We start from the raw sequence: 18,844 nt of genomic DNA, 5'->3' as shown, positions 1-18,844 counted from the left end.
GGTCACCGAGACCCTGAACGAAGGCCTCAAGCGCGGCTACACCATCACGGTGACGGCGGCCGAACTGGACGCGAAGGTCCAGGAAAAGCTGATCGAGGCGCAGCCCGAGGTCGAGATCAAGGGCTTCCGCAAGGGCAAGGTTCCGCTCGCCATCCTGAAGAAACAGTTCGGCACCCGTATCCTGGGCGACGCGATGCAGGAAGCCATCGACGGCGCGATGAAGGAGCATTTCGACAAGACCGGCGACCGCCCCGCGCTTCAGCCCGAGGTGAAGATGGTCGGCGGCGAAAACTGGAAAGAGGGAACTGATGTCGTGGTCGAGATGACCTATGACGCGCTGCCCCCGATCCCCGATGTCGACGCCGGCAAGATCAAGCTGGAAAAGCTGGTCGTGAAGGCCGACGACAAGGCGATTGCCGAGGCGCTGGAGAACCTTGCCGGCTCCGCCAAGTCCTACGACGACCGCAAGAAGGGCGCCAAGGCCAAGGACGGCGACCAGATCGTGATCGACTTCAAGGGCTCGGTCGACGGTGAGCTGTTCGAGGGCGGCTCGGCCGAGGACTATCCGCTGGTGTTGGGCTCCAACTCCTTCATTCCCGGCTTCGAGGCCCAGCTTGTCGGCGCCAAGGTCGGCGACGAGGTTTCGGTCAACGTGAGCTTCCCGGCGGAATACGGCGCTGCGCATCTGGCGGGCAAGGCTGCGGTCTTCGCTTGCACCGTGAAGGCGGTCAAGGAACCGAAAGCGGCCGAGATCGACGACGAACTGGCGAAGAAATTCGGCGCCGACGATCTCGCCGCGCTGAAGACGCAGGTCGCCGAGCGTCTGGAAGCCGAATACAAGGGCGCGGCCCGCGCGGTCCTGAAGCGCTCGCTCCTCGACCAGCTGGACGGGATGGTCAAGTTCGACCTGCCGGGCAACCTGGTGGAAGCCGAGGCGAACCAGATCGCGCACCAGCTTTGGCACGAGGAAAACCCGAACGAGCATGGCCACAACCACGGGACCATCGAGACGACGGACGAGCACAAGAAGCTGGCCGAGCGTCGCGTGCGTCTGGGCCTTCTGTTGGCAGAAGTCGGTCGCAAGGCCGAAGTCACCGTGACCGATGCCGAGATGACCCAGGCGGTCCTCGCCGCCGCCCGCCAGTATCCGGGCCAGGAACGCCAGTTCTTCGAATTCGTGCAGAAGAACCAGCAGATGCAGCAGCAACTGCGCGCGCCGGTCTTCGAGGACAAGGTCGTCGACCACCTGGTCGGGCTTGCGAAAGTGACCGAGAAGGAAATCTCGAAAGAGAAGCTCCAGAAGGCCGTCGAGGCGCTGGACGAGATGTAAGAGGCCGGTCAGGTCCGACGGGAGGAGATCAGGCCGCGCCTTCGGGTGCGGCCTTTTCGTTTTGCGCCTCGGCCCGGACCACCAGCAGCCCCGCGCCGATCAGGAGCCCGATGCCCGCCCAGGCCAGCTCCGTTGGAAGCTGTTCCCAGAACAGCCAGCCCCAGAGCACGCCCCAGATGATGAAGCTGTATTCGAAGGGCGCGACCGAGGACGAGGGCGCGACGCGGTAGGCATAGGTCAGAAGCGACAGCCCGATAGAGGCGATCAGCCCGCAGGACATGAAGAGGAGGAGATCGCGAAGCGGCATCTCCTGCCAGCCCCGGGTCAGGAAGGCCAGCGAGGGGTGAGTTGCGCCCTCATAGGCGCCGGAGCCGAAGACGGCGGCAAGGGCAAGCGCGCTGGCGAGAAAAGTCAGATTGCCCCAGAAGGTCATCGCTGCCGTCGTCTCGGTCCGGCCAAGCACCCGCGTCGCCAACTGGGTCAGCGCATAGCCGAACGCACCAAGGACCGGCAGCAGGGCGGCGGGGTCGAACACGCTGTCGCTGGGATTGAAGATCATTAGCATCCCTGCGAACCCGGCCAGTAGCGCGAACAGGGTGGTCGGTCCGATCCGCTCCTTGAAGACGAAGGCGGCGAAGAGGGTGATGAAGAGGGGCGCGGTGAAGAACAGCGCAACCGTGTCCGCCATCGGCATCGCCGCCAGGCCAAGGTAATAGGCGGTGTAGGCGACAAAGTTCAGGAAACCCCGCGCCAGCATCAGGGCCCAGTTCGGCGTGGTGATCGTGGTCAGGCGGCCATCCAGAATCCGGACGATGATCAGGAGGAGCGGAACCGCGGTCAGGCTGCGGATGATCATCGCCTGATACAGCGGATAGTCGCCCGACAGGAGTTTCAGGATCACGTCCTGCAAGGAAAACACCGCGATCCCGACAACAAGGGCAAGGATTCCGCGGCTGGTGGCTGTCATCTGCATGGGGGTGAGGCTACCCGGGCCGGGCCGTCCGGCTTGCCTCTGCCCGACAGCGACTGGTCAAAGCGCGGCAAGCTTTGCGGCGGTCTCGGGCACTCGCTTTAAAGTGGCCTCGATATGCGCCCGCCATTGCGGCCCGCGCTCCATCGCGTCGTCGTAGGCTTCGCGCAGCTCATCGGGCCTGTCCTCGGCCAAGGCCTCGATCAGCAGCGCGGCCTGCGCGCGATCCTTGCGGGATTTGAGCTGATCCTGCCCCTTGCGACGGTCGGCGACGATCAGCTTGTGGATGGCGTAGGCCTCGGGCCGGGGGATTTGGACCAGAACGCCCGAGCGGTAGAGGGCAGCCGCCTTGATCGGCTCGGCGATCAGGTAGTTCAGGAAATGCAGCGACTGCGCCGCGACACCAAGGGCGGGCAGGTCGCGGATGTCTTCTTCGGCGCGGAACGAGGGGGTGAGGAATTCGACCAGCGTGTTGGATTTCGTCTGCCGCCAACGCCAGACGGAGCGGTGGTTGAGGGAAGGGATGGGTGCGAAATCAAGGGCGTGGAAGCTTTCGGCAAGCGAGCTTTCCACCTTGTCCTCAAGTGCAAACGACAGCCGTTCGAATTGGGCTATGTCAATGTCGCCGGTCTGGGCAAGTTGCTGGCCAGAGATGCGAATTCCCAATTCGCCTTCGTACTGGCGGAAGGCTTGAGTTCCGACCAAAGTGCCTCCAAGGCGAAACACACCGAGGCGCTCGGCTGTCTGCAGGATCGAGCCGACTGCGGCATCCGTGCCAAGCATGCCCTCCGCGCGCAATGTGCGGACCAGCCGGGTTCGCGCGGCAGCTCGGGCCTGTCGTTCCTGGGCGAGATCCCTGTGCTGCTGTAGCCTTTCTGCCAAAGCGGGCGTGTCCTCGCCGATATAGGATTTTCGGACGGTGGTTCCGACACGATGCACGTCATACCAGTAGGCCCGGCCATTGCGCATCTCGCGCGTGGGCGTGCCTTTCAGTGTGGACACGGCCTCATCCCGCAGGCTTTGCAGGAGGTCATGATAGGCTGCATTCGCGATGAGACTGTGGCGGGAGATCATTTGTACAACATTTTCTGTGGTTGTTGTACATAGCGCCATGTACAACAAATGACAAGAGTGTTGTACATGTGTGCCCTAAAAGAAAAACCGCGCCCGGTTGCCCGGGCGCGGTTTCACAATCCCTTGACGGGAAAGCCTTATTCTTCCGACGCAGCCGCGCCGACTTCGTCGAACAGTTCGGCGATCTCGAACTCGGCCTGGGCTTCCGCCTCGGCGGCAAGCTCCTGGATCGACTTGCCGGACGCTTGAAGCTCGGCCTCTTCGACCGACCGCGCCACGTTCAGCTTGATCTTCACCGCGACTTCCGGGTGCAGCGCCACCGAAACGGTGTGCAGGCCCAGGTCCTTGATCGGGCGGTCCAGCACGATCTGGCCGCGGTTGACGGTGAAGCCCGCATCGGTGGCAGCTTCCGCCGCATCGCGCGGCGTGACCGAACCGTAGAGCGCACCGGCGTCCGAGGCCGAGCGGATCACGATGAAAGTCTGGCCGTCCAGCTTGGCGCCGACAGCTTCGGCCTCCTTGCGGGTTTCCAGGTTGGTGGCTTCCAGCTGGGCCTTCTTTACTTCGAACGACTTGATGTTCGCGTCGTTCGCGCGCAGCGCCTTGCCTTGCGGCAAGAGGAAGTTGCGGGCGTAGCCGTCCTTGACGTTCACGACCTCGCCCATCTGGCCAAGCTTGGCCACACGTTCCAGAAGGATGACTTGCATTGGCGTCGCTCCTTATTTCACGGCATAGGGCAGCAGGGCCAGGAAGCGGGCGCGCTTGATGGCCGTGGCCAGTTCACGCTGCTTCTTCGCCGAGACTGCGGTGATGCGGGACGGGACGATCTTGCCGCGCTCGGAGATGTAGCGCTGGAGAAGACGGGTGTCCTTGTAGTCGATCGCCGGAGCGTTGTCGCCCGAGAAGGGGCAGACCTTGCGGCGGCGGAAAAACGGTTTGTTCGCCATGGTATATGTCCTTTCTCAGATCAACGACGCGGGGCGCCGAACGACGGGCGCTCGCCACGGTCGGGACGGTCGCCGAACGACGGGCGCTCACGGCGTTCGCCACCGAAACCGCCACGGTCGCCGCGATCCGAACGCTCGCCATCGCGGTCACGCTCGTCACGCTTCTGCATCTGGACCGACGGGCCTTCGCCGTGCTTGTCGACCTTGATGGTCAGCACGCGCATCACGTCGTCATGCAGGCGCATCAGGCGTTCCATTTCCTGCACGGCAGCGGCGGGCGCGTCCGACTTCAGGAAGGCATAATGCCCCTTGCGGTTCTTGTTGATCTTGTAGGCCATCGTCTTGACGCCCCAGTACTCGTTTTCAACGACCTTGCCGCCGTTGTCCGCGAGGACGGTGGAGAAGTGTTCGATAAGGCCTTCGGCTTGCGCGTTGGACAGGTCCTGGCGCGAGATGAAGACATGCTCGTAAAGAGGCATGCGGGCTTCCTTCGTTTCAGGGCGGCTTCATAGGACGGGCGAAAACCCCTTCCCGCAGCCCGTCCACGAGAGGCATCGCCGGTTCATGGATAAGCGGAAAGGATGCGGCCTTATACAGATTGCCCGCCCCGGCGCAAGGGCTAACGGGCCGAGGCGGGCAGGCCGAAGATGCGGTCGAAGCCCCAGGTGAAGACGTAGGTGTAGGCGATGAACAGCGCGATCAGCCCGGCCTCATAGGCCAGCGCCTCAAGGTAGCCGACCTGCAACCACCAGGCCATGACCGGAATGCAGATCAGCACCAACCCGCCCTCGAACATCAGGGCATGGACGGTGCGGCGTTTCAGGGACCGACCTTTCATCGGCTGCCGTGCCTCCCAGGCCTCGAAGCCCGTGTTGAAGACGAAGCTCCAGCACAGAGCGATGGTGGCCGTCAGCGCCGACAGCACCAGCGACGACCCGGCGCTGGCGTCGGACATCAGTGTCAGGGCGACGGAGGCGACGAGCGTCCCCAGCGCCTCGAAGCTGACGGCATAGACGATCTTGCGGCGGGCCGGGGTCATTCCTGCGCGGGGTCCTTCGGGCGGCGCAATTCCCGCACTTCGCGGACGAAGGTGTAGTCGTGATAGCCCAGCCGCGCCGCCGGATGGTAGCGCGCTGGATCCAGCCGCCCGTCGACAAGGCAGTCGTCGCGGAGGTGGATGCCGACGACCTCGCCCAGCAGGAGCTTTTCCGGCCCGATCAGATCGACCAGCTTCACCACCCGGCATTCCAGCGTTGCCGGAGCATCGTCGACACGCGGGCAGTCGATGGCGACGCACTCGGCCTTCGCCACCCCCGCCGCGAGGAACTCGTCCGTCCCGCGCGGGAAGCGGGCCGAGGTCGCGTTCATTGCCTCCAGCGCGGCCTCGCCCACGATGTTCACCGCGAAGACCCCGCTTTCCATCGCGTTCGCCATGCTGTCGCGGTAGTCACCCGCGAACATCACCTGCGGCGGCGTGTAGCCCACGGCGTTGAAGAAGGAATAGGGCGCCAGGTTGTCGCCCGTCGAGGCGCGGGTCGAGATCCAACCGATCGGCCGGGGCGAGACGATGGCCGAGAACGGGCTGTGCGGCAGGCCGTGGCCCTCGGCGGGGCGGTAGAACATGGGGTAGCCTTTTCACAAATTGCCCGTCGCAAATTGATCGTGAGACTGCGCCATGTTACGGCGCGTTTCCAGTGGTTTCGGGCCAGCGGATTCGGAGCGGCAAGACAGGTGGGAAAGCACAGGCGTGTACCGGCTTGAGGAAGAGACTGAAGACGACTGGTGGGAGGTCGAGGCGCTTTACGACCTCTGTTTCGCCCCCGGCCGCACGGCGCTGTCCTCCTATCGCCTGCGCGATGGCGTGCCGACTGTTGCGCCCCTCTGCCTGACGCTGCGCGACGATGGCGGCGCGCTTGCCGCCGTCATCCGCTACTGGCCCGCGCTGATCGGCGAACATGACGTGCTGCTTCTAGGACCCGTCGCCGTCCACCCCACCCACCAAGGCGAGGGCTTGGGCGGCCTTCTGATCAACGAAAGTCTGGGCGAGGCGCGGCGGCTGGGCTGGGAACGGGTGATGCTGGTCGGCGACGCCCCCTACTATGCCCGCTTCGGGTTCAGGAAGCTGACCGGGGTGGAGATGCCGCCCCCCACCAACCCCGACCGCGTGTTGGGGCTGGACCTGAAGGCGGGGGCTTGGGACGGCGTGACCGGGGTGGTCACGAAAGCGACCTGACGGGATTGCGTGCGGGCCTGGCGGGGCCATATCATTCCTCATGGATCAGAACCTGCCCGTGCCGTCCGCCACCGACCTTGCCGCTGAGATCGCCCCGCTCGCCCGCCGCTACAAACGGGCGAATGGCCCGGTGATCCGGCTGGTGAACCGGCTGGGCCTGACGCTGGAAAGCCAGCTCTCGCTGTTGCCCGAAGGCGTCCGATCCCAGCTTGAGCGGCTGACGGCGCAGGCGCTGGAAACCTCCTACGGGCTGGCGGGTCGCGCCCCTGATCTTGGCGACCGCGCGCCGATGCTAGCCGCCGTGGCCGCAGGCGCGGCAGGCGGGGCCGGGGGGCTGGCGACGGCGGTGGCCGAACTGCCGGTCACGGTGACGCTCATCCTGAACATGATCCGCAGCGAGGCCCGGGAGGCAGGGCTTGATCCCGACGAGGACTGGGTGCGCGCCGAATGCCTGCAGGTCTTTGCCGCCGGCAGCCCGCTGGCGCAGGACGATGGCGTGAACACTTCATTCCTGGCCTCGCGCCTGGCGCTGACCGGGTCGACGGTGCAGAACCTGATCAAGACCATCGCGCCGAGGCTGGCCGTCGTTCTGGGCCAGAAGTTGGCTGCGCAGGCGGTGCCGGTGATCGGCGCCGTCTCGGGCGCGGCGCTGAACGCGGCGTTCCTGTCCTACTACCGCGAAGTGGCACGGGTCCGGTTCGCGCTGATCAAGCTGGCGCAGGTCCATGGGGCGGACGCGGTCGAGGCCGAATTCCGCATCGCCGTGACCCCGCCGAAGATCATCCGCGCCTGATCGGCGACAGCCGGTTGCGGTTCCGCCGCCAGCTTGCCTAAATGCCGCAAGCAGGGGAGAGGGCCATGAGCACCGACATCATCGCGAAGCTGAAGCAGGCGGCGGAGAATCCGCGTCGGGTCTGGTTGCAGGATGGTCCCGTCAGCTATGCCGCGCTGCTGGATCAGACGGGGCGGCTGGCGAACGCGCTGCTGGCGCTGGAGCTGCGCAAGGGCGACCGGCTGCTGCTTCAGGCCGAGAAATGCGAGGCGGTGCTGTCGCTATACCTTGCCTGCCTGCGGACCGGCGTCATCTTCCTGCCGGTCAATCCCGGCTACACGGTCGCCGAGACCGCGCATTTCCTGACCGACGCTGAACCTGCGCTCGCCGTCACCGATCCCGCAAGGGTGGCCGGCCTCGCCGCCCTTGGCGCGCGGGTGATGGCGCTGCCCGAGCTGCTGGCGACGGCTGCGGGGCAGGGGGCAGCGTTCGACGACCCCGACCACGGCCCCGACGATCTGGCGGCGATCCTTTACACCTCCGGCACCACGGGCCGGTCGAAGGGGGTGATGCTGACCCGCGAAAACCTCGCCTCGAACGCCGAGGCGCTGGTGGCGCTGTGGCGGTTCACCGGGGGCGACGTCCTTCTCCACGCCCTGCCGGTCTTCCATACCCACGGGCTGTTCGTCGCCACCAACTGCGTCCTTTACTCCGGCGCCAGCATGATCTTCCACCCAGCCTTCCAGCCCGCCGCCGTGCTGGCCGCGCTGCCGAAGGCGACGGTGATGATGGGGGTGCCGACCTTCTACACCCGTCTCCTCGCCGACCCCGGCCTGACCCGCGAGGTCTGCGCCGGGGTGAGGCTCTTCATTTCCGGCTCGGCGCCGCTCTCCCCGGCGACCCATGCCGAGTGGCGGGACCGCACCGGCCATGCGATCCTGGAACGCTACGGGATGACCGAGACGAACATGATCACCTCGAACCCCTATGAGGGGGAGCGGAAGGCGGGGACCGTGGGGATGCCGCTGCCGGGGGTGGAGGTGCGGATCACTGGGCCGGAGGGGGCGCTGCCGCAGGGCGAGGCGGGGGCGATCGAGGTGCGGGGGCCGAACGTCTTCAAGGGCTACTGGCGGCTGCCGGAGAAGACGGCGGAGGAGTTCCGGGACGGCTGGTTCGTGACCGGCGACATGGGGGCCTTCGATGCCGGGGGCTACCTGTCGATCCTGGGGCGGGAGAAGGACCTGGTGATCACCGGGGGCCTGAATGTCTACCCGGCCGAGGTCGAGGCGGCGCTGGACGAGCTGCCGGGGGTTGCGGCCTCGGCTGTCATCGGGGTGCCGCACCCGGACTTCGGCGAGGCGGTGGTGGCCTGCGTGGTGGGCGGGGTCGACCCCGAGGTGGTGCGGGCGGCGCTGCGGGACCGGCTGGCGGGTTTCAAGATTCCAAAGCGGGTGATCGTGCTGGAGGAACTGCCGAGGAATGCGATGGGGAAGGTCCAGAAGGCGGAACTTCGACGGCTCCATGCGGGGCTGTTCGCAGGCGGGTGAGAGAGGTGTCCACGGTGGACAGAATTTCTGCCCTTTTAAAAACAATGGGTTGGCCGCGGACATTTACCGGTTCTTTACACTTCCGCTACCGCAGACAAGGGGCCGAACGCCGGGGGAGCGGGCATCCGGCCCGCCCCCTGAGGTCATCCCCGCATCAGCCGGTCAAAGACCGGGTCGGGGTCATCCACTTCGGTCAGCCGACCCCCCTCGATGACCCAGAAACGTGTCGCCACGGCGCGGACGAAGGCCCGGTCATGGCTGACCAGAAGGCAGGCGGCGCCATGTTCGACCAGCTCGCTTTCCAGCATGTCCTGGCCCTCGATGTCGAGGTGATTGGTCGGCTCGTCCAGCAGGTAGAAGTTCGGCTGCGCCAGCCGCAGGATCAGCATGGCCAGCCGGGCCTTCTGGCCGCCTGACAGCCGTGCAATCGTCGCGGTCTGGGCGTCGATGGCGATGCCTGCGCCCGAGAGCTGCGACCGTGCCAGCTGGTCGGCGATATCGGCGCTTGCCTTGACCGCCTCCCAGGGCGAGGCAAAGCCGTCAAGCTGCGCCAGCGCCTGATCGGAATAGCCGAGCTTGAGGCTTGCAGCCGGGCGGATATCGGCGCCTTCGCCCTGAATGGCAGCCCTGATCCGCGCGACGAGACGGGTCTTTCCGGTGCCATTCGCGCCGAGAAGGGCCACGCGGTCGCCGTTTTCGATCCAGAACTGCCCGGACCGGAACAGGGCGCGCTGGTCCGGCGTGGTGATGGTCATGTCCTTGATCGTCACCAGCGCCTTGGCATGGGTGCCGCTGTTGGTCAGGCGGATGGATCCGGCCGACCGTTCCGCGACCAGGGGCTTAGCGCTGTCTTCCAGCCTGTCGGCGCGGTCGGACAGCTGTTTGGTCTTGACCACCAGAAGGTCGGACCCGGAGTTGATGCCGATGTTCTTCAGCTTTGCCGCCTGTTGGCGCAGGGCGCGGACCTTGCGCATGTCGTTTTCGAACTGCCGCCCGCGTGCCGTGTCGCGCTCCTGCAGGGCTGCAAGGGCGCGGGAATAGGGCAGGGGGAAATCCTCGCTGGTATCGGTGCGCAGGAAGAGCGTCCGGGTGCTGGTGTCGTCCAGGAAAGCCCGGTCGTGGCTGGCCGCGACGACGGCACAGTCGCGCGGAAGGGCGGCCAGGAACCGTTGCAGCACGCCGATGCGGCCAAGGTCGAGATGGTTGGTCGGTTCGTCGAGGAGAAGGAGGTCGGGTTCGATCACGGCGGCCCGGGCGAGCAGCATGGTCCGCTGCCAGCCGCCGGAGAGGTCGCGGACAAGGCGCTGTCTTGTGGCCTGATCGACGGCAAGGTCATCCAGCAGGATGTCCACGCGCCAGCCTTCGGTTTCGGCGACTTCGGGCGCGAGGGCATTGCGCACGGCATCGTGGAAGGTGAGGGGCAGGAGGTGGGCGGGCGGGTCCTGCGGGGCGAGGGCGGCGACCAGACCGCGCGCGGTGGTCAGCGCGCCGGTGGTGGCTTCGTCGATGCCCGCCATGATCCGCAAGAGGGAGGATTTGCCCTTGCCGTTCGCGGCGACAAGGCCAAGGCGATCCCCCTTGGCGATAGAAAGACCGAGGTCTTTGAACAGGACGTGCGTGCGGGTCAGCGAGAGGTCTTTGAGCGAAATCAGGGACATGGCGGTCTCAACGGATCAGGAAGGCACAGGAAGCCGTGCCGGAAAGGCTGACGTTGAGACGGCGATGCGGCCCGAGGTCAGCCCCGCGAGGTCAGGCGCGGGGCAGAGACAGGGCCGGTTGCGTGCTGGAAGCGATGGCGGCGCACCGGCTTCCTCCTTCGTGCTGAGTGACGGGGCGAGCCTAGCCGGGGAAGGACGGACTTGGCAATCGCTTCCCGTTCGGTGCAGGCCGTTCCCTGATCGAGAGCCGGGCAGTTTCCGCGCCAACGGTCCCTGCGCGACTTCACGCAGCGCGCAGGGGCTCCGGATTGGCGAGTTTCCGCAGCACGTTGAGGTTTTCGAGCCCCTTCATCACCACCGCCGGATCGACCCCGAAGTCGACCAGACAGGCCACCTCGTCCACGTCCAGCCTGGCCAATTGGTCCACCGTCGCCAGACACTTGTCGTAGGAGCCGAGGAGGCTGCCCATGTAGAAATACTTCTCGAACGAGGCTTCCAGCGCGGCTTCGGCGAGTTCCGGCGTCAACTGCGTCACGTCGATGCGGCTGGGGTCCTTCAGGAAGGGCACCGAGGCCAAATGCCGGGACGCAAGGTCGAAGGACGCGCCAAGGTAATTCATCATCGGCTGGCGGGCGAGGTCATGCACCTCCTCGTCATCATCGCCGACAAGCGTGTGCAGCATCAGGGTGACGGTGCCCCGGCCGTCATGTCCCGCAGCCGCCCTGGCCGCGCGGTAGGTCACGATCTTCTGGGCCAGATCCTCGACCGTCTGGCCGAGAAGATGGGTCAGCACGTTCGCGCCCATCGCCCCGGCTTCGCGGAAGGTTTCAGGGTTGGCGGCGGCAGTGATCCAGATCGGCAAATCCGGCTGCACCGGGCGCGGCATCACGCGGACATCGAAGTCCTCGCCCAGCGGGTTCGTCACGCGGTGCGGCTCGCCCCGCCACAACCGGCGCAGCATCTCGGTCCGCTCGCGGAACACTTCCTTGCGGTTCCGGAAATCGTCCTGGTGGCCCGAGATGACGAAATCATTCGGCACCCAGCCGCTGGCGATGCCAAGCCCCACCCGGCCGCCGGAGACGTTGTCGACGATTGACCATTCCTCGGCCACGCGGATCGGGTCGTGCAGCGGCAGGACCACGCTGCCGGCGCAGATCTGGATGCGCTTCGTCACTCCCGCAAGGGCGGCGGCGAGGACGGAGGGGTTCGGCGACAGCCCGCCAAAGCTGTGGAAATGCCGTTCCGGCACCCAGAGCCGGGCCATGCCGTTCTGGTCGGCCCAGCGGGCGGCCTCGAAGATCAGGTCGTATTTGCCAACCTGACCGGCGCCGGAGGTGTCATTGGCGAAAAAGAACAGACCGAATTCCATGGGCGCACCTGACAAGGAACGTAAGAAGCCCGCAAAGTCTAGAGTGCCCCGCTCTGCCGGGGTTTGACTTGGGTCAAGCCATTGCCGGGCGGTTGGCGGACAGATCGTTTCGGAACCGGCAATAATGGCCCGGACCTGCCCCCGCTCGGATCACACCGCCCGGTCGATCTTCGTCGACAGGTGGATCAGGCTCTCCGAGGCCCGCACCCCTGTCATCGCGCCGATCTGGTCCAGAACCGAATCGAGCACCTGGGTATTGGGGCAGGCGACCTGCACCAGGAAGTCGAAGCGACCGCTGGTCGTAAACACCCGCTCGATCTCGGCAATCGAGCGCAGTCGCGCCAGCACGGCCGCCTGCGAGCGGGGTTCGATGGTGAGCAGGACGGACGCCCGCAGCCGACCTTCCCGTGCGGCTTCGCCCAGTTTCAGCGTGTAGCCGGCAATGACGCCAGAGGTCTCCAGCCGCTCCAGCCGGGCCTGGATCGTCGACCGCGCGACCTTCAACCGGCGCGAGAGGGTGGCCACCGAAACCCGTGCGTCGGCGGAGAGAAGCCCGATGATGTTGCGATCCAGCTCATCCATGCAGAATGTCGTCCCTTTTCGGCATTATAACTATGAAAACGTGCATTTATATAGTTTTGTTCGGTGAGTTTGTACACCATATGCGGCATCCTCGATTGCAGGAAAAGGGCGGCTCATACGCACCTGGCCTGGTTCACTTGAAACCACGCTGGTGCCCGGTCCCGAAGCTGCACGAGGGAAGGGCGAAGCGTCTTGTTGGCAAAGGGAAATACGCCGATGGGACTCTCCAAGACAATCTGGACCAACCCGACCGATTTTCTGAAGAAACAGGCGCCGGAGAACCCGGTGCTGTTCTTCGCGCCGTCCGCTGCACAGGCCGCGGCGCGCCGGTTCATCGACGGCTTCCCGGGCCTTGTCACCTATGCCGTCAAGTCGAACCCCGGCGAGGCCATGGTGGAGAACCTGGCGGCGGCGGGCGTGCGCGGCTTCGACTGCGCCTCGCCCTTCGAGATCGACCTGATCCGCCGCTTGGCGCCCGATGCGGCGATCCACTACAACAACCCGGTCCGCGCGCGGCACGAGATCGCCTATGCCGTCGAGCGGGGGGTGAAGAGCTACAGCGTCGATTCGAAGTCGGAACTGGCGAAGCTGATCGAGATGGTACCAGTCGAAGGCACCGAGATCTCGGTGCGCTTCAAGCTGCCGGTTGCGGGGGCCGCCTACAACTTCGGCGCCAAGTTCGGCGCGACCGAAGAGCTGGCGGCGGAGCTTCTGAAGACCGTGGCCGAGGCGGGCTATATCCCCTCGATCACCTTCCACCCCGGCACGCAATGCACTGACCCCCATGCCTGGGAAGCCTATATCCGCGAGGCGGCGGTGATCGCGAGGACGGCGGGGGTGAAGATCGCACGGCTGAACGTGGGCGGGGGCTTCCCGAACCACCGGATGACAGGGATCGTGCCGCAGATCGAGGAAACCTTCGCCCTGATCGACCGCGTCGCGACCGAGGCCTTCGGCGCTGATCGCCCGGCGCTGGTCTGCGAGCCGGGCCGGGCACTGTGCGGCGATGCCTTCGCGCTGGCCGCCCGGGTCAAGGCGCTGCGCGACGGGACGCATGTCTTCCTGAACGACGGCGTCTACGGCTCGCTGACCGAACTGCCGATGATCGGGGTGATCGACCGGATCGAGGTGCTGACGCCCGCAGGCGAGAAGCGCAAGGGCGACCCGGTTTCACGCATCGTCTTCGGCCCGACCTGCGATTCGGTCGACCGGCTGCCGGGAGAGATTTCGCTGCCGTCCGATCTGGCCGAGGGCGATTTCGTGATCTGGCAGGGGATGGGGTCCTATTCGACCGTCACCAATACCCGCTTCAACGGCTTTGGCGAGTTGCAGATGGCAACGGTCCTGAGCCTGAAACTCTGACTGTCTGAAAACCTTCGTGAAATCGTGGCGCCCGGCTGGACAAATCCCGCCGGGCGTTTAGCTTTTTAGCATGGCCACGCTGGACGCGGGCGGGCCGACCTCTGCAAGGGGAGGCCCATGCGCCTTCTGGATCGCATCCGCAGTTTCTTCCGCCGCACGGTCGAGGCCGAGGTGGAACCTGCGCCCGCGCCGGTTCCGGGTCGGGTTCGCGGGGTCGTCGACCATGTGGTGATTCTGGATGGCACAATGTCGAGCGTGGAGCCGGGGCAGGAGGGCAATGCGGGGCTTCTCTTCCGGCTCTTGCAGGAAATGGGCCGCCACGCCAACCGGCGGCTGTACTATGAACCCGGGATGCAGTGGGAAGGTTGGCTGCGCGGCGTGGCGATCCTGGAGGGGCGTGGCACCGCGCCGCAGATTCAGCGGGCCTATGGCTGGCTTGCCTCGGGCTATCGCGAAGGGGACCGGATCTTCCTGTTCGGATATTCGCGGGGCGCCTATGCGGTGCGCTCGCTTGCGGGCGTGATCGACCGGGTCGGGCTTCTGAAGCGGGAGCATGCCACGGAACGGGCGGTTCGGCTGGCCTGGCGGCATTATGAACGGGCGTCGGACAGCCTGTCGAGCCAAGCCTTCGTCCGGCGGTTCTGCCATTCGGAAGCGCCGATCGAGATGGTGGGCGTCTGGGATACGGTCAAGGCGCTGGGGCTGCGGCTGCCGTTCTTCTGGATGCTCGCGAAGGACCGCCACGGCTTTCACAGCCATCAGCTTGGCAGCTCGATCCGTCACGGTTATCACGCCCTGGCCCTGAACGAGACGCGCGAGGCCTTTGCGCCGGTCCTGTGGGACTGCCCGCCGGGCTGGGAGGGCAACGTCGAGCAGGTCTGGTTCCGCGGCGCCCATGCCGACATTGGCGGACAGATCGGTGATTTCGCGGCGGCGCGGCCCTTGGCCAATATCCCCCTTGTCTGGATGCTGGAACGGGCCGAGGCGCTGGGTCTCGCGCTGCCCGCGGGCTGGCGATCCCGGTTTCCCTGCGATCCAGAGGCGCCGATGGTCGGGACCTGGCGCAGCTGGGGCAAGGCGTTCCTCTTGCGGCGACCAAGGCTGGTAGGGCGCGACCGTTCGGAACGGCTGCACGCCACGGCAATAGCTGCCGCCGGGACGCGCTGGCCCAGCGAGCAACCGGCAGAATAGGGCTTCAAGCGGCGGAGGCCGCGCTTTAGGCTGCGGCAAACCCTGTGCAAAGGCCGCGCCCCATGAGATCCGTCACCGTTGCCGCAACGCAGTTCGCCTGCAGCTGGGACCTGCCCGCCAACGCCGAAAAGGCCGAAGCCTTGGTGCGTGCGGCCGCGGCCCAGGGGGCGCAGGTCGTGCTGATCCAGGAGCTGTTCGCCGCCCCCTATTTCTGCATCGAGCAGCATCCGAAGTATTTCGACCTGGCCAAGCCCTTGGACGGCAACCCGCTGGTCGGCCGCTTCGCCGCCTTGGCGCGCGAGCTGGGCGTGGTGATCCCGGTCAGCTTCTTCGAACGCGCGGGCCAGGCCTTCTTCAACTCGCTCGCCATGGTCGATGCGGATGGCCGCGTGCTGGGGCTCTACCGGAAAAGCCACATCCCGCAGGGTCCGGGCTATGAGGAGAAATACTATTTCTCGCCCGGCGACACCGGGTTCAAGGTCTGGGACACCGCCTTTGGCCGGATCGGCGTGGGCATCTGCTGGGACCAGTGGTTCCCGGAATGCGCCCGCTCGATGGCGCTGATGGGGGCGGAGATGCTGTTTTACCCGACGGCCATCGGCTCGGAACCGCCCGCGCCCGGCTATGACAGCCAGCCGCATTGGGAGATGACGATGCGCGGCCATGCGGCGGCGAACATCATGCCGGTGATCGCCTCGAACCGGATCGGGACGGAAGTGGCGCCGGACGGGCGCGAGGTGACATTCTACGGGTCAAGCTTCATCGCCGACCATGCCGGGCAGTTGATGGCCAAGGCCGACCGGGTGACGGAGGGCGTTCTGACGCACCAGTTCGACCTGGAGGCGATTGCTGCGCTTCGGGCCAGTTGGGGCCTGTTTCGCGATCGGCGGCCGGAGCTTTACCGGGGCGTCGGCACGCTTGACGGGCGCGGCTAGAAGCGAGCGTTCAGAAGGAAAAGGCCGCCCCGAGGGCGGCCTTTGTCTTGCATGATGCGATGCCTCAACGGTGGCGCAGGTCGACGTAGTCGCGCTTGGCCGGGCCGATGTACAGCTGCCGGGGGCGACCGATCTTCTGGTTCTTCTCGCCGATCATCTCTTTCCACTGGCTGATCCAGCCGACGGTGCGGGAAATCGCGAAGATCGGCGTGAACATCGCGGTCGGGAAGCCCATCGCTTCCAGGATGATGCCGGAATAGAAGTCGACGTTCGGGTACAGCTTCTTCGAGATGAAGTAGTCATCCTCCAGCGCGATCCGCTCCAGTTCCTTGGCGACCTGAAGGAGCGGGTTGTTCTCGACCCCGAGAAGGCCCAGCACCTCGTCGGCGCTTTCCTTCATCACCTTCGCGCGGGGATCGAAGTTCTTGTAGACCCGGTGGCCGAAGCCCATCAGCTTGATGCCGCTGGTCTTGTCCTTGGCCTTGGCGATGAATTCCGGGATGCGGTCGACGGTCCCGATCTCGCGCAGCTGTTCCAGCGCCGCCTGGTTCGCCCCGCCATGCGCGGGCCCCCAGAGGCAGGCGATGCCCGCCGCGATGCAGGCGAAGGGGTTGGCACCCGACGACCCCGCCAGCCGCACGGTCGAGGTCGAGGCGTTCTGCTCGTGGTCGGCATGCAGCATCATGATGCGGTCCATCGCCTTTTCCAGGACCGGCGAGACGACGTAATCCTCGGCCGGGACGGCGAAGCACATGTGCAGGAAGTTGCCCGAATAGCTGAGCGCGTTCTTCGGATAGACGAAGGGCTGGCCGACCGAGTACTTGTAGGCCATCGCGGCAATGGTCGGCAGCTTGGCGATCATCCGGATCGCGGCGACCTCGCGCTGCCAGGGATCGTTGATGTCGGTCGAGTCGTGGTAGAAGGCGGCCATCGCGCCGACGACGCCCACCATCGTGGCCATCGGATGCGCATCGCGACGGAAGCCGCGGAAGAAGTAGTGCATCTGCTCGTGCACCATCGTGTGCCGGGTCACGCGCTGGGTGAAATCGGCCAGTTGCGACGAGGTCGGCAGCTCACCATAGAGAAGCAGGTAGCAGACTTCGAGATGCGTCGACTTGTCGGCCAGCTGTTCAATGGGATAGCCGCGATACAGAAGCTCGCCCACGTCGCCATCAATGAAGGTGATCGCGCTTTCGCAGGCGGCGGTCGAGGTGAAACCCGGGTCGAAGGTGAAGACATCCGCCTCGCCGTAAAGCTTGCGGATGTCCAGCACATCAGGGCCGAGGGTGGGTTTGAGAACGGGCAGGTCATAGGTGGTCCCGTTTAGCTCAAGCTTGGCAGCGTTGTCCGACATGGTTCTCCCCGATCATGGCGGTCGCACCCTGGCAGGGGCGGCCATTGGCTATCCTGCACCCCGGTCGGGGCGGCTTCAAGGCCGGGGGGCGCGACTTCAAGCGGCGGCGTCCGACAGCCTGGCGACGGTTTCCTCACGACCGATGGTCAGCATCATGTCGTAGACGGAAGGTGTTACAGTCCGGCCCGCAAGCGCGGCCCGCAGAGGCGCTGCAAGCTTGCCGAACCCGATGCCGTTTTCCTCGGCAATCTGGTTCAGGATCGGTTCCAGTGCGTCCTTTGTCCAGCTAGCATTTTGCAGTCGCGGCGTCAATGATTTCAGTATACCACGGGATACCGTGTCCAGCGCCTCGCTTGCCTTTGCGTCGGGGGAAATGGGGCGCTCGATAAGCAGAAATGTCGCCTTTTCCATCAGTTCCGGGAAAGTCTTCGCAGATTTCTTGAGGAAGGGCAGGGCTATCTTCATCCGCTCAACCTGCGCTTCGGTCAGCGCATCACGGCCCGCGGCGACAAGGAAGGCCTGCAATTCATGCAGCAGTGCGGCATCGTCGGCCATCGCCATGTGATGCCCGCAGGTGTTTTCCAGCTTCTTGAAGTCGAGCCGCGCCGGGGCTCGACCAATTCCGGACAGGTCGAACATCTGCATCGCGTCTTCGCTGGTAAAGATCTCGGCATCGCCATGCGCCCAGCCAAGCCGCGTCAGGTAGTTGCGCATCCCCGCTGCCGGGTAGCCCATCGCCTGGTATTCCTCGACCCCCGTCGCCCCGTGCCGCTTCGACAGCTTCTTGCCGTCCGGCCCGTGGATCAGCGGGATATGCGCCCAGACCGGCACCGCCCAGCCCATCGCGTCATAGACCATCTGCTGCCGGGCGGCGTTGTTCAGGTGGTCATCCCCCCGGATCACATGGGTGACGCCCATGTCATGGTCATCGACCACGACGGCAAGCATGTAGACCGGCGTGCCATCGGAGCGCAGGACGATCATGTCGTCGAGCGTCTCGTTCCTGATCGTGACGCGACCCTGCACCTGGTCGTCGATCAGCGTCTCTCCCGTTCGGGGGGCCTTCATGCGGATGACGTAAGGGGCATCGGGGTGCGTGGACGGGTCCGCGTCGCGCCATGGCGAGAGAAATACCGGGTAACGCCCGGCGGCTTCCTCGGCGGCGCGGAAGGCGGCGATTTCTTCTTGTGTCGAGAAGCACTTGTAGGCCGTTCCTCGCGCAAGCATCTCATGCGCGACCTCGGCATGGCGGTCCTTGCGCGCGAACTGGCTGACGACATCGCCGTCCCAGTCGAGGCCAAGCCAGGTGAGGCCCCGCAGGATCGCCGCAGTCGCCTCGGGGGTGGACCTTTCGCGGTCGGTATCCTCGATCCGCAGCAGGAACTTGCCGCCCCGTCCGCGGGCATAAAGCCAGTTGAAAAGCGCCGTCCTGCCGCCGCCAATGTGCAGGTAGCCCGTGGGCGAGGGTGCGAAGCGGGTGACAACTTGCGAAGACATCAGGCGTTAACCTTTCGGAAACC

Annotated in this window: 19 protein-coding genes; 7 read left to right on the top strand and 12 right to left on the bottom strand. The window is 65.6% G+C overall.

Annotated features, from left to right (window positions below):
• Nucleotides 1-1,330, top strand: a 1,330-nt coding sequence (gene tig / locus JNL31_RS04315; RefSeq protein ID WP_294970450.1) for a trigger factor, incomplete at its 5' end; no start/stop codon positions are given.
• 28 nt (nt 1,331-1,358) lie between these two features.
• Here the strand turns inward: tig and JNL31_RS04310 are convergent.
• The 7 genes from JNL31_RS04310 to JNL31_RS04280 all read right to left on the bottom strand — a co-directional run bounded on the left by JNL31_RS04310 (nt 1,359) and on the right by JNL31_RS04280 (nt 5,944).
• Entirely contained in the window at nt 1,359-2,303 is a 945-nt protein-coding gene (locus JNL31_RS04310; RefSeq protein ID WP_294970448.1) for a DMT family transporter, read from the bottom strand.
• Between the two features lie 57 nt (nt 2,304-2,360).
• Entirely contained in the window at nt 2,361-3,374 is a 1,014-nt protein-coding gene (locus JNL31_RS04305; RefSeq protein WP_294970446.1) for a GSU2403 family nucleotidyltransferase fold protein, read from the bottom strand.
• Between the two features lie 137 nt (nt 3,375-3,511).
• Nucleotides 3,512-4,081, bottom strand: a complete 570-nt coding sequence (gene rplI / locus JNL31_RS04300; protein WP_294970444.1) for a 50S ribosomal protein L9 — start codon at nt 4,079-4,081, stop codon at nt 3,512-3,514.
• Between the two features lie 12 nt (nt 4,082-4,093).
• Entirely contained in the window at nt 4,094-4,321 is a 228-nt protein-coding gene (rpsR, locus tag JNL31_RS04295; RefSeq protein ID WP_125327012.1) for a 30S ribosomal protein S18, read from the bottom strand.
• A 20-nt stretch (nt 4,322-4,341) separates the two neighbouring features.
• The gene (gene rpsF, locus JNL31_RS04290; protein ID WP_294970440.1) at nt 4,342-4,800 is read right to left on the bottom strand and encodes a 30S ribosomal protein S6; all 459 of its coding nucleotides are present in this window, start codon (nt 4,798-4,800) and stop codon (nt 4,342-4,344) included.
• 140 nt (nt 4,801-4,940) lie between these two features.
• Nucleotides 4,941-5,360 (bottom strand): PACE efflux transporter, encoded by a 420-nt coding sequence (locus JNL31_RS04285; RefSeq protein WP_294970437.1) that lies wholly within the window; start codon nt 5,358-5,360, stop codon nt 4,941-4,943.
• On the bottom strand, nt 5,357-5,944 hold the full coding sequence (locus JNL31_RS04280; RefSeq protein ID WP_294970435.1) for a flavin reductase family protein: 588 nt from the start codon (nt 5,942-5,944) through the stop codon (nt 5,357-5,359). Before JNL31_RS04280 ends, JNL31_RS04285 begins: the two co-directional genes overlap by 4 nt.
• A 124-nt stretch (nt 5,945-6,068) precedes the next feature.
• Here JNL31_RS04280 and JNL31_RS04275 point away from each other — a divergent pair, with 124 nt between their 5' ends.
• From JNL31_RS04275 to JNL31_RS04265, 3 genes are all read left to right on the top strand, one after another.
• A complete protein-coding gene (locus JNL31_RS04275) occupies nt 6,069-6,554 on the top strand; it encodes a GNAT family N-acetyltransferase (RefSeq protein WP_294970433.1) in 486 nt (161 codons plus the stop codon).
• Between the two features lie 40 nt (nt 6,555-6,594).
• On the top strand, nt 6,595-7,347 hold the full coding sequence (locus JNL31_RS04270) for an EcsC family protein (protein ID WP_294970431.1): 753 nt from the start codon (nt 6,595-6,597) through the stop codon (nt 7,345-7,347).
• Between the two features lie 65 nt (nt 7,348-7,412).
• Nucleotides 7,413-8,873 carry an AMP-binding protein gene (locus JNL31_RS04265; RefSeq protein WP_294970429.1) on the top strand — a complete coding sequence of 487 codons (1,461 nt, stop codon included), beginning with the start codon at nt 7,413-7,415 and terminating at the stop codon, nt 8,871-8,873.
• A 143-nt stretch (nt 8,874-9,016) separates the two neighbouring features.
• Here JNL31_RS04265 and JNL31_RS04260 read toward each other — a convergent pair whose 3' ends face one another.
• The 3 genes from JNL31_RS04260 to JNL31_RS04250 form a co-directional block, all read right to left on the bottom strand.
• Nucleotides 9,017-10,531 carry an ABC-F family ATP-binding cassette domain-containing protein gene (locus JNL31_RS04260; RefSeq protein ID WP_294970427.1) on the bottom strand — a complete coding sequence of 505 codons (1,515 nt, stop codon included), beginning with the start codon at nt 10,529-10,531 and terminating at the stop codon, nt 9,017-9,019.
• 283 nt (nt 10,532-10,814) lie between these two features.
• On the bottom strand, nt 10,815-11,900 hold the full coding sequence (locus JNL31_RS04255) for a MupA/Atu3671 family FMN-dependent luciferase-like monooxygenase (RefSeq protein ID WP_294970425.1): 1,086 nt from the start codon (nt 11,898-11,900) through the stop codon (nt 10,815-10,817).
• Between the two features lie 150 nt (nt 11,901-12,050).
• Entirely contained in the window at nt 12,051-12,482 is a 432-nt protein-coding gene (locus JNL31_RS04250) for an Lrp/AsnC family transcriptional regulator (RefSeq protein ID WP_294970423.1), read from the bottom strand.
• A 216-nt stretch (nt 12,483-12,698) separates the two neighbouring features.
• On the opposite strand from JNL31_RS04250, the gene JNL31_RS04245 reads away from it, so the two are divergent.
• The 3 genes from JNL31_RS04245 (at nt 12,699) to aguB (ending at nt 15,970) form a co-directional block, all read left to right on the top strand.
• The gene (locus tag JNL31_RS04245) at nt 12,699-13,844 is read left to right on the top strand and encodes a type III PLP-dependent enzyme (protein WP_294970421.1); all 1,146 of its coding nucleotides are present in this window, start codon (nt 12,699-12,701) and stop codon (nt 13,842-13,844) included.
• Between the two features lie 117 nt (nt 13,845-13,961).
• Entirely contained in the window at nt 13,962-15,035 is a 1,074-nt protein-coding gene (locus tag JNL31_RS04240; protein WP_294970419.1) for a DUF2235 domain-containing protein, read from the top strand.
• 62 nt (nt 15,036-15,097) lie between these two features.
• Entirely contained in the window at nt 15,098-15,970 is an 873-nt protein-coding gene (aguB, locus tag JNL31_RS04235) for an N-carbamoylputrescine amidase (protein WP_294970417.1), read from the top strand.
• A 64-nt stretch (nt 15,971-16,034) separates the two neighbouring features.
• Here the strand turns inward: aguB and JNL31_RS04230 are convergent, their stop codons facing one another.
• Both JNL31_RS04230 and gltX read right to left on the bottom strand, forming a co-directional pair.
• Nucleotides 16,035-17,324, bottom strand: coding sequence for a citrate synthase (locus JNL31_RS04230; protein ID WP_294970415.1), 1,290 nt, complete (start codon nt 17,322-17,324; stop codon nt 16,035-16,037).
• 96 nt (nt 17,325-17,420) lie between these two features.
• The gene (gltX, locus tag JNL31_RS04225; RefSeq protein ID WP_294970413.1) at nt 17,421-18,821 is read right to left on the bottom strand and encodes a glutamate--tRNA ligase; all 1,401 of its coding nucleotides are present in this window, start codon (nt 18,819-18,821) and stop codon (nt 17,421-17,423) included.
• Nucleotides 18,822-18,844 lie beyond the last annotated feature (23 nt).

This window comes from Tabrizicola sp., from assembly GCF_016792905.1.
Lineage (GTDB): Bacteria > Pseudomonadota > Alphaproteobacteria > Rhodobacterales > Rhodobacteraceae > Tabrizicola.
Note: the sequence above shows the minus strand (reverse complement) of the source record. Positions and strands in the feature narration are given on the sequence as shown.

What these genes read in the sequence shown, in the direction of transcription:
- JNL31_RS04310 (WP_294970448.1), bottom strand. Translation starts at nt 2,303, where the DNA reads ATGCAGATGACAGCCACCAGCCGCGGAATCCTTGCCCTTGTTGTCGGG.
- JNL31_RS04305 (WP_294970446.1), bottom strand. Translation starts at nt 3,374, where the DNA reads ATGATCTCCCGCCACAGTCTCATCGCGAATGCAGCCTATCATGACCTC.
- rplI (WP_294970444.1), bottom strand. Translation starts at nt 4,081, where the DNA reads ATGCAAGTCATCCTTCTGGAACGTGTGGCCAAGCTTGGCCAGATGGGC.
- rpsR (WP_125327012.1), bottom strand. Translation starts at nt 4,321, where the DNA reads ATGGCGAACAAACCGTTTTTCCGCCGCCGCAAGGTCTGCCCCTTCTCG.
- rpsF (WP_294970440.1), bottom strand. Translation starts at nt 4,800, where the DNA reads ATGCCTCTTTACGAGCATGTCTTCATCTCGCGCCAGGACCTGTCCAAC.
- JNL31_RS04285 (WP_294970437.1), bottom strand. Translation starts at nt 5,360, where the DNA reads ATGACCCCGGCCCGCCGCAAGATCGTCTATGCCGTCAGCTTCGAGGCG.
- JNL31_RS04280 (WP_294970435.1), bottom strand. Translation starts at nt 5,944, where the DNA reads ATGTTCTACCGCCCCGCCGAGGGCCACGGCCTGCCGCACAGCCCGTTC.
- JNL31_RS04270 (WP_294970431.1), top strand. Translation starts at nt 6,595, where the DNA reads ATGGATCAGAACCTGCCCGTGCCGTCCGCCACCGACCTTGCCGCTGAG.
- JNL31_RS04265 (WP_294970429.1), top strand. Translation starts at nt 7,413, where the DNA reads ATGAGCACCGACATCATCGCGAAGCTGAAGCAGGCGGCGGAGAATCCG.
- JNL31_RS04260 (WP_294970427.1), bottom strand. Translation starts at nt 10,531, where the DNA reads ATGTCCCTGATTTCGCTCAAAGACCTCTCGCTGACCCGCACGCACGTC.
- JNL31_RS04255 (WP_294970425.1), bottom strand. Translation starts at nt 11,900, where the DNA reads ATGGAATTCGGTCTGTTCTTTTTCGCCAATGACACCTCCGGCGCCGGT.
- JNL31_RS04250 (WP_294970423.1), bottom strand. Translation starts at nt 12,482, where the DNA reads ATGGATGAGCTGGATCGCAACATCATCGGGCTTCTCTCCGCCGACGCA.
- JNL31_RS04245 (WP_294970421.1), top strand. Translation starts at nt 12,699, where the DNA reads ATGGGACTCTCCAAGACAATCTGGACCAACCCGACCGATTTTCTGAAG.
- JNL31_RS04240 (WP_294970419.1), top strand. Translation starts at nt 13,962, where the DNA reads ATGCGCCTTCTGGATCGCATCCGCAGTTTCTTCCGCCGCACGGTCGAG.
- aguB (WP_294970417.1), top strand. Translation starts at nt 15,098, where the DNA reads ATGAGATCCGTCACCGTTGCCGCAACGCAGTTCGCCTGCAGCTGGGAC.
- JNL31_RS04230 (WP_294970415.1), bottom strand. Translation starts at nt 17,324, where the DNA reads ATGTCGGACAACGCTGCCAAGCTTGAGCTAAACGGGACCACCTATGAC.
- gltX (WP_294970413.1), bottom strand. Translation starts at nt 18,821, where the DNA reads ATGTCTTCGCAAGTTGTCACCCGCTTCGCACCCTCGCCCACGGGCTAC.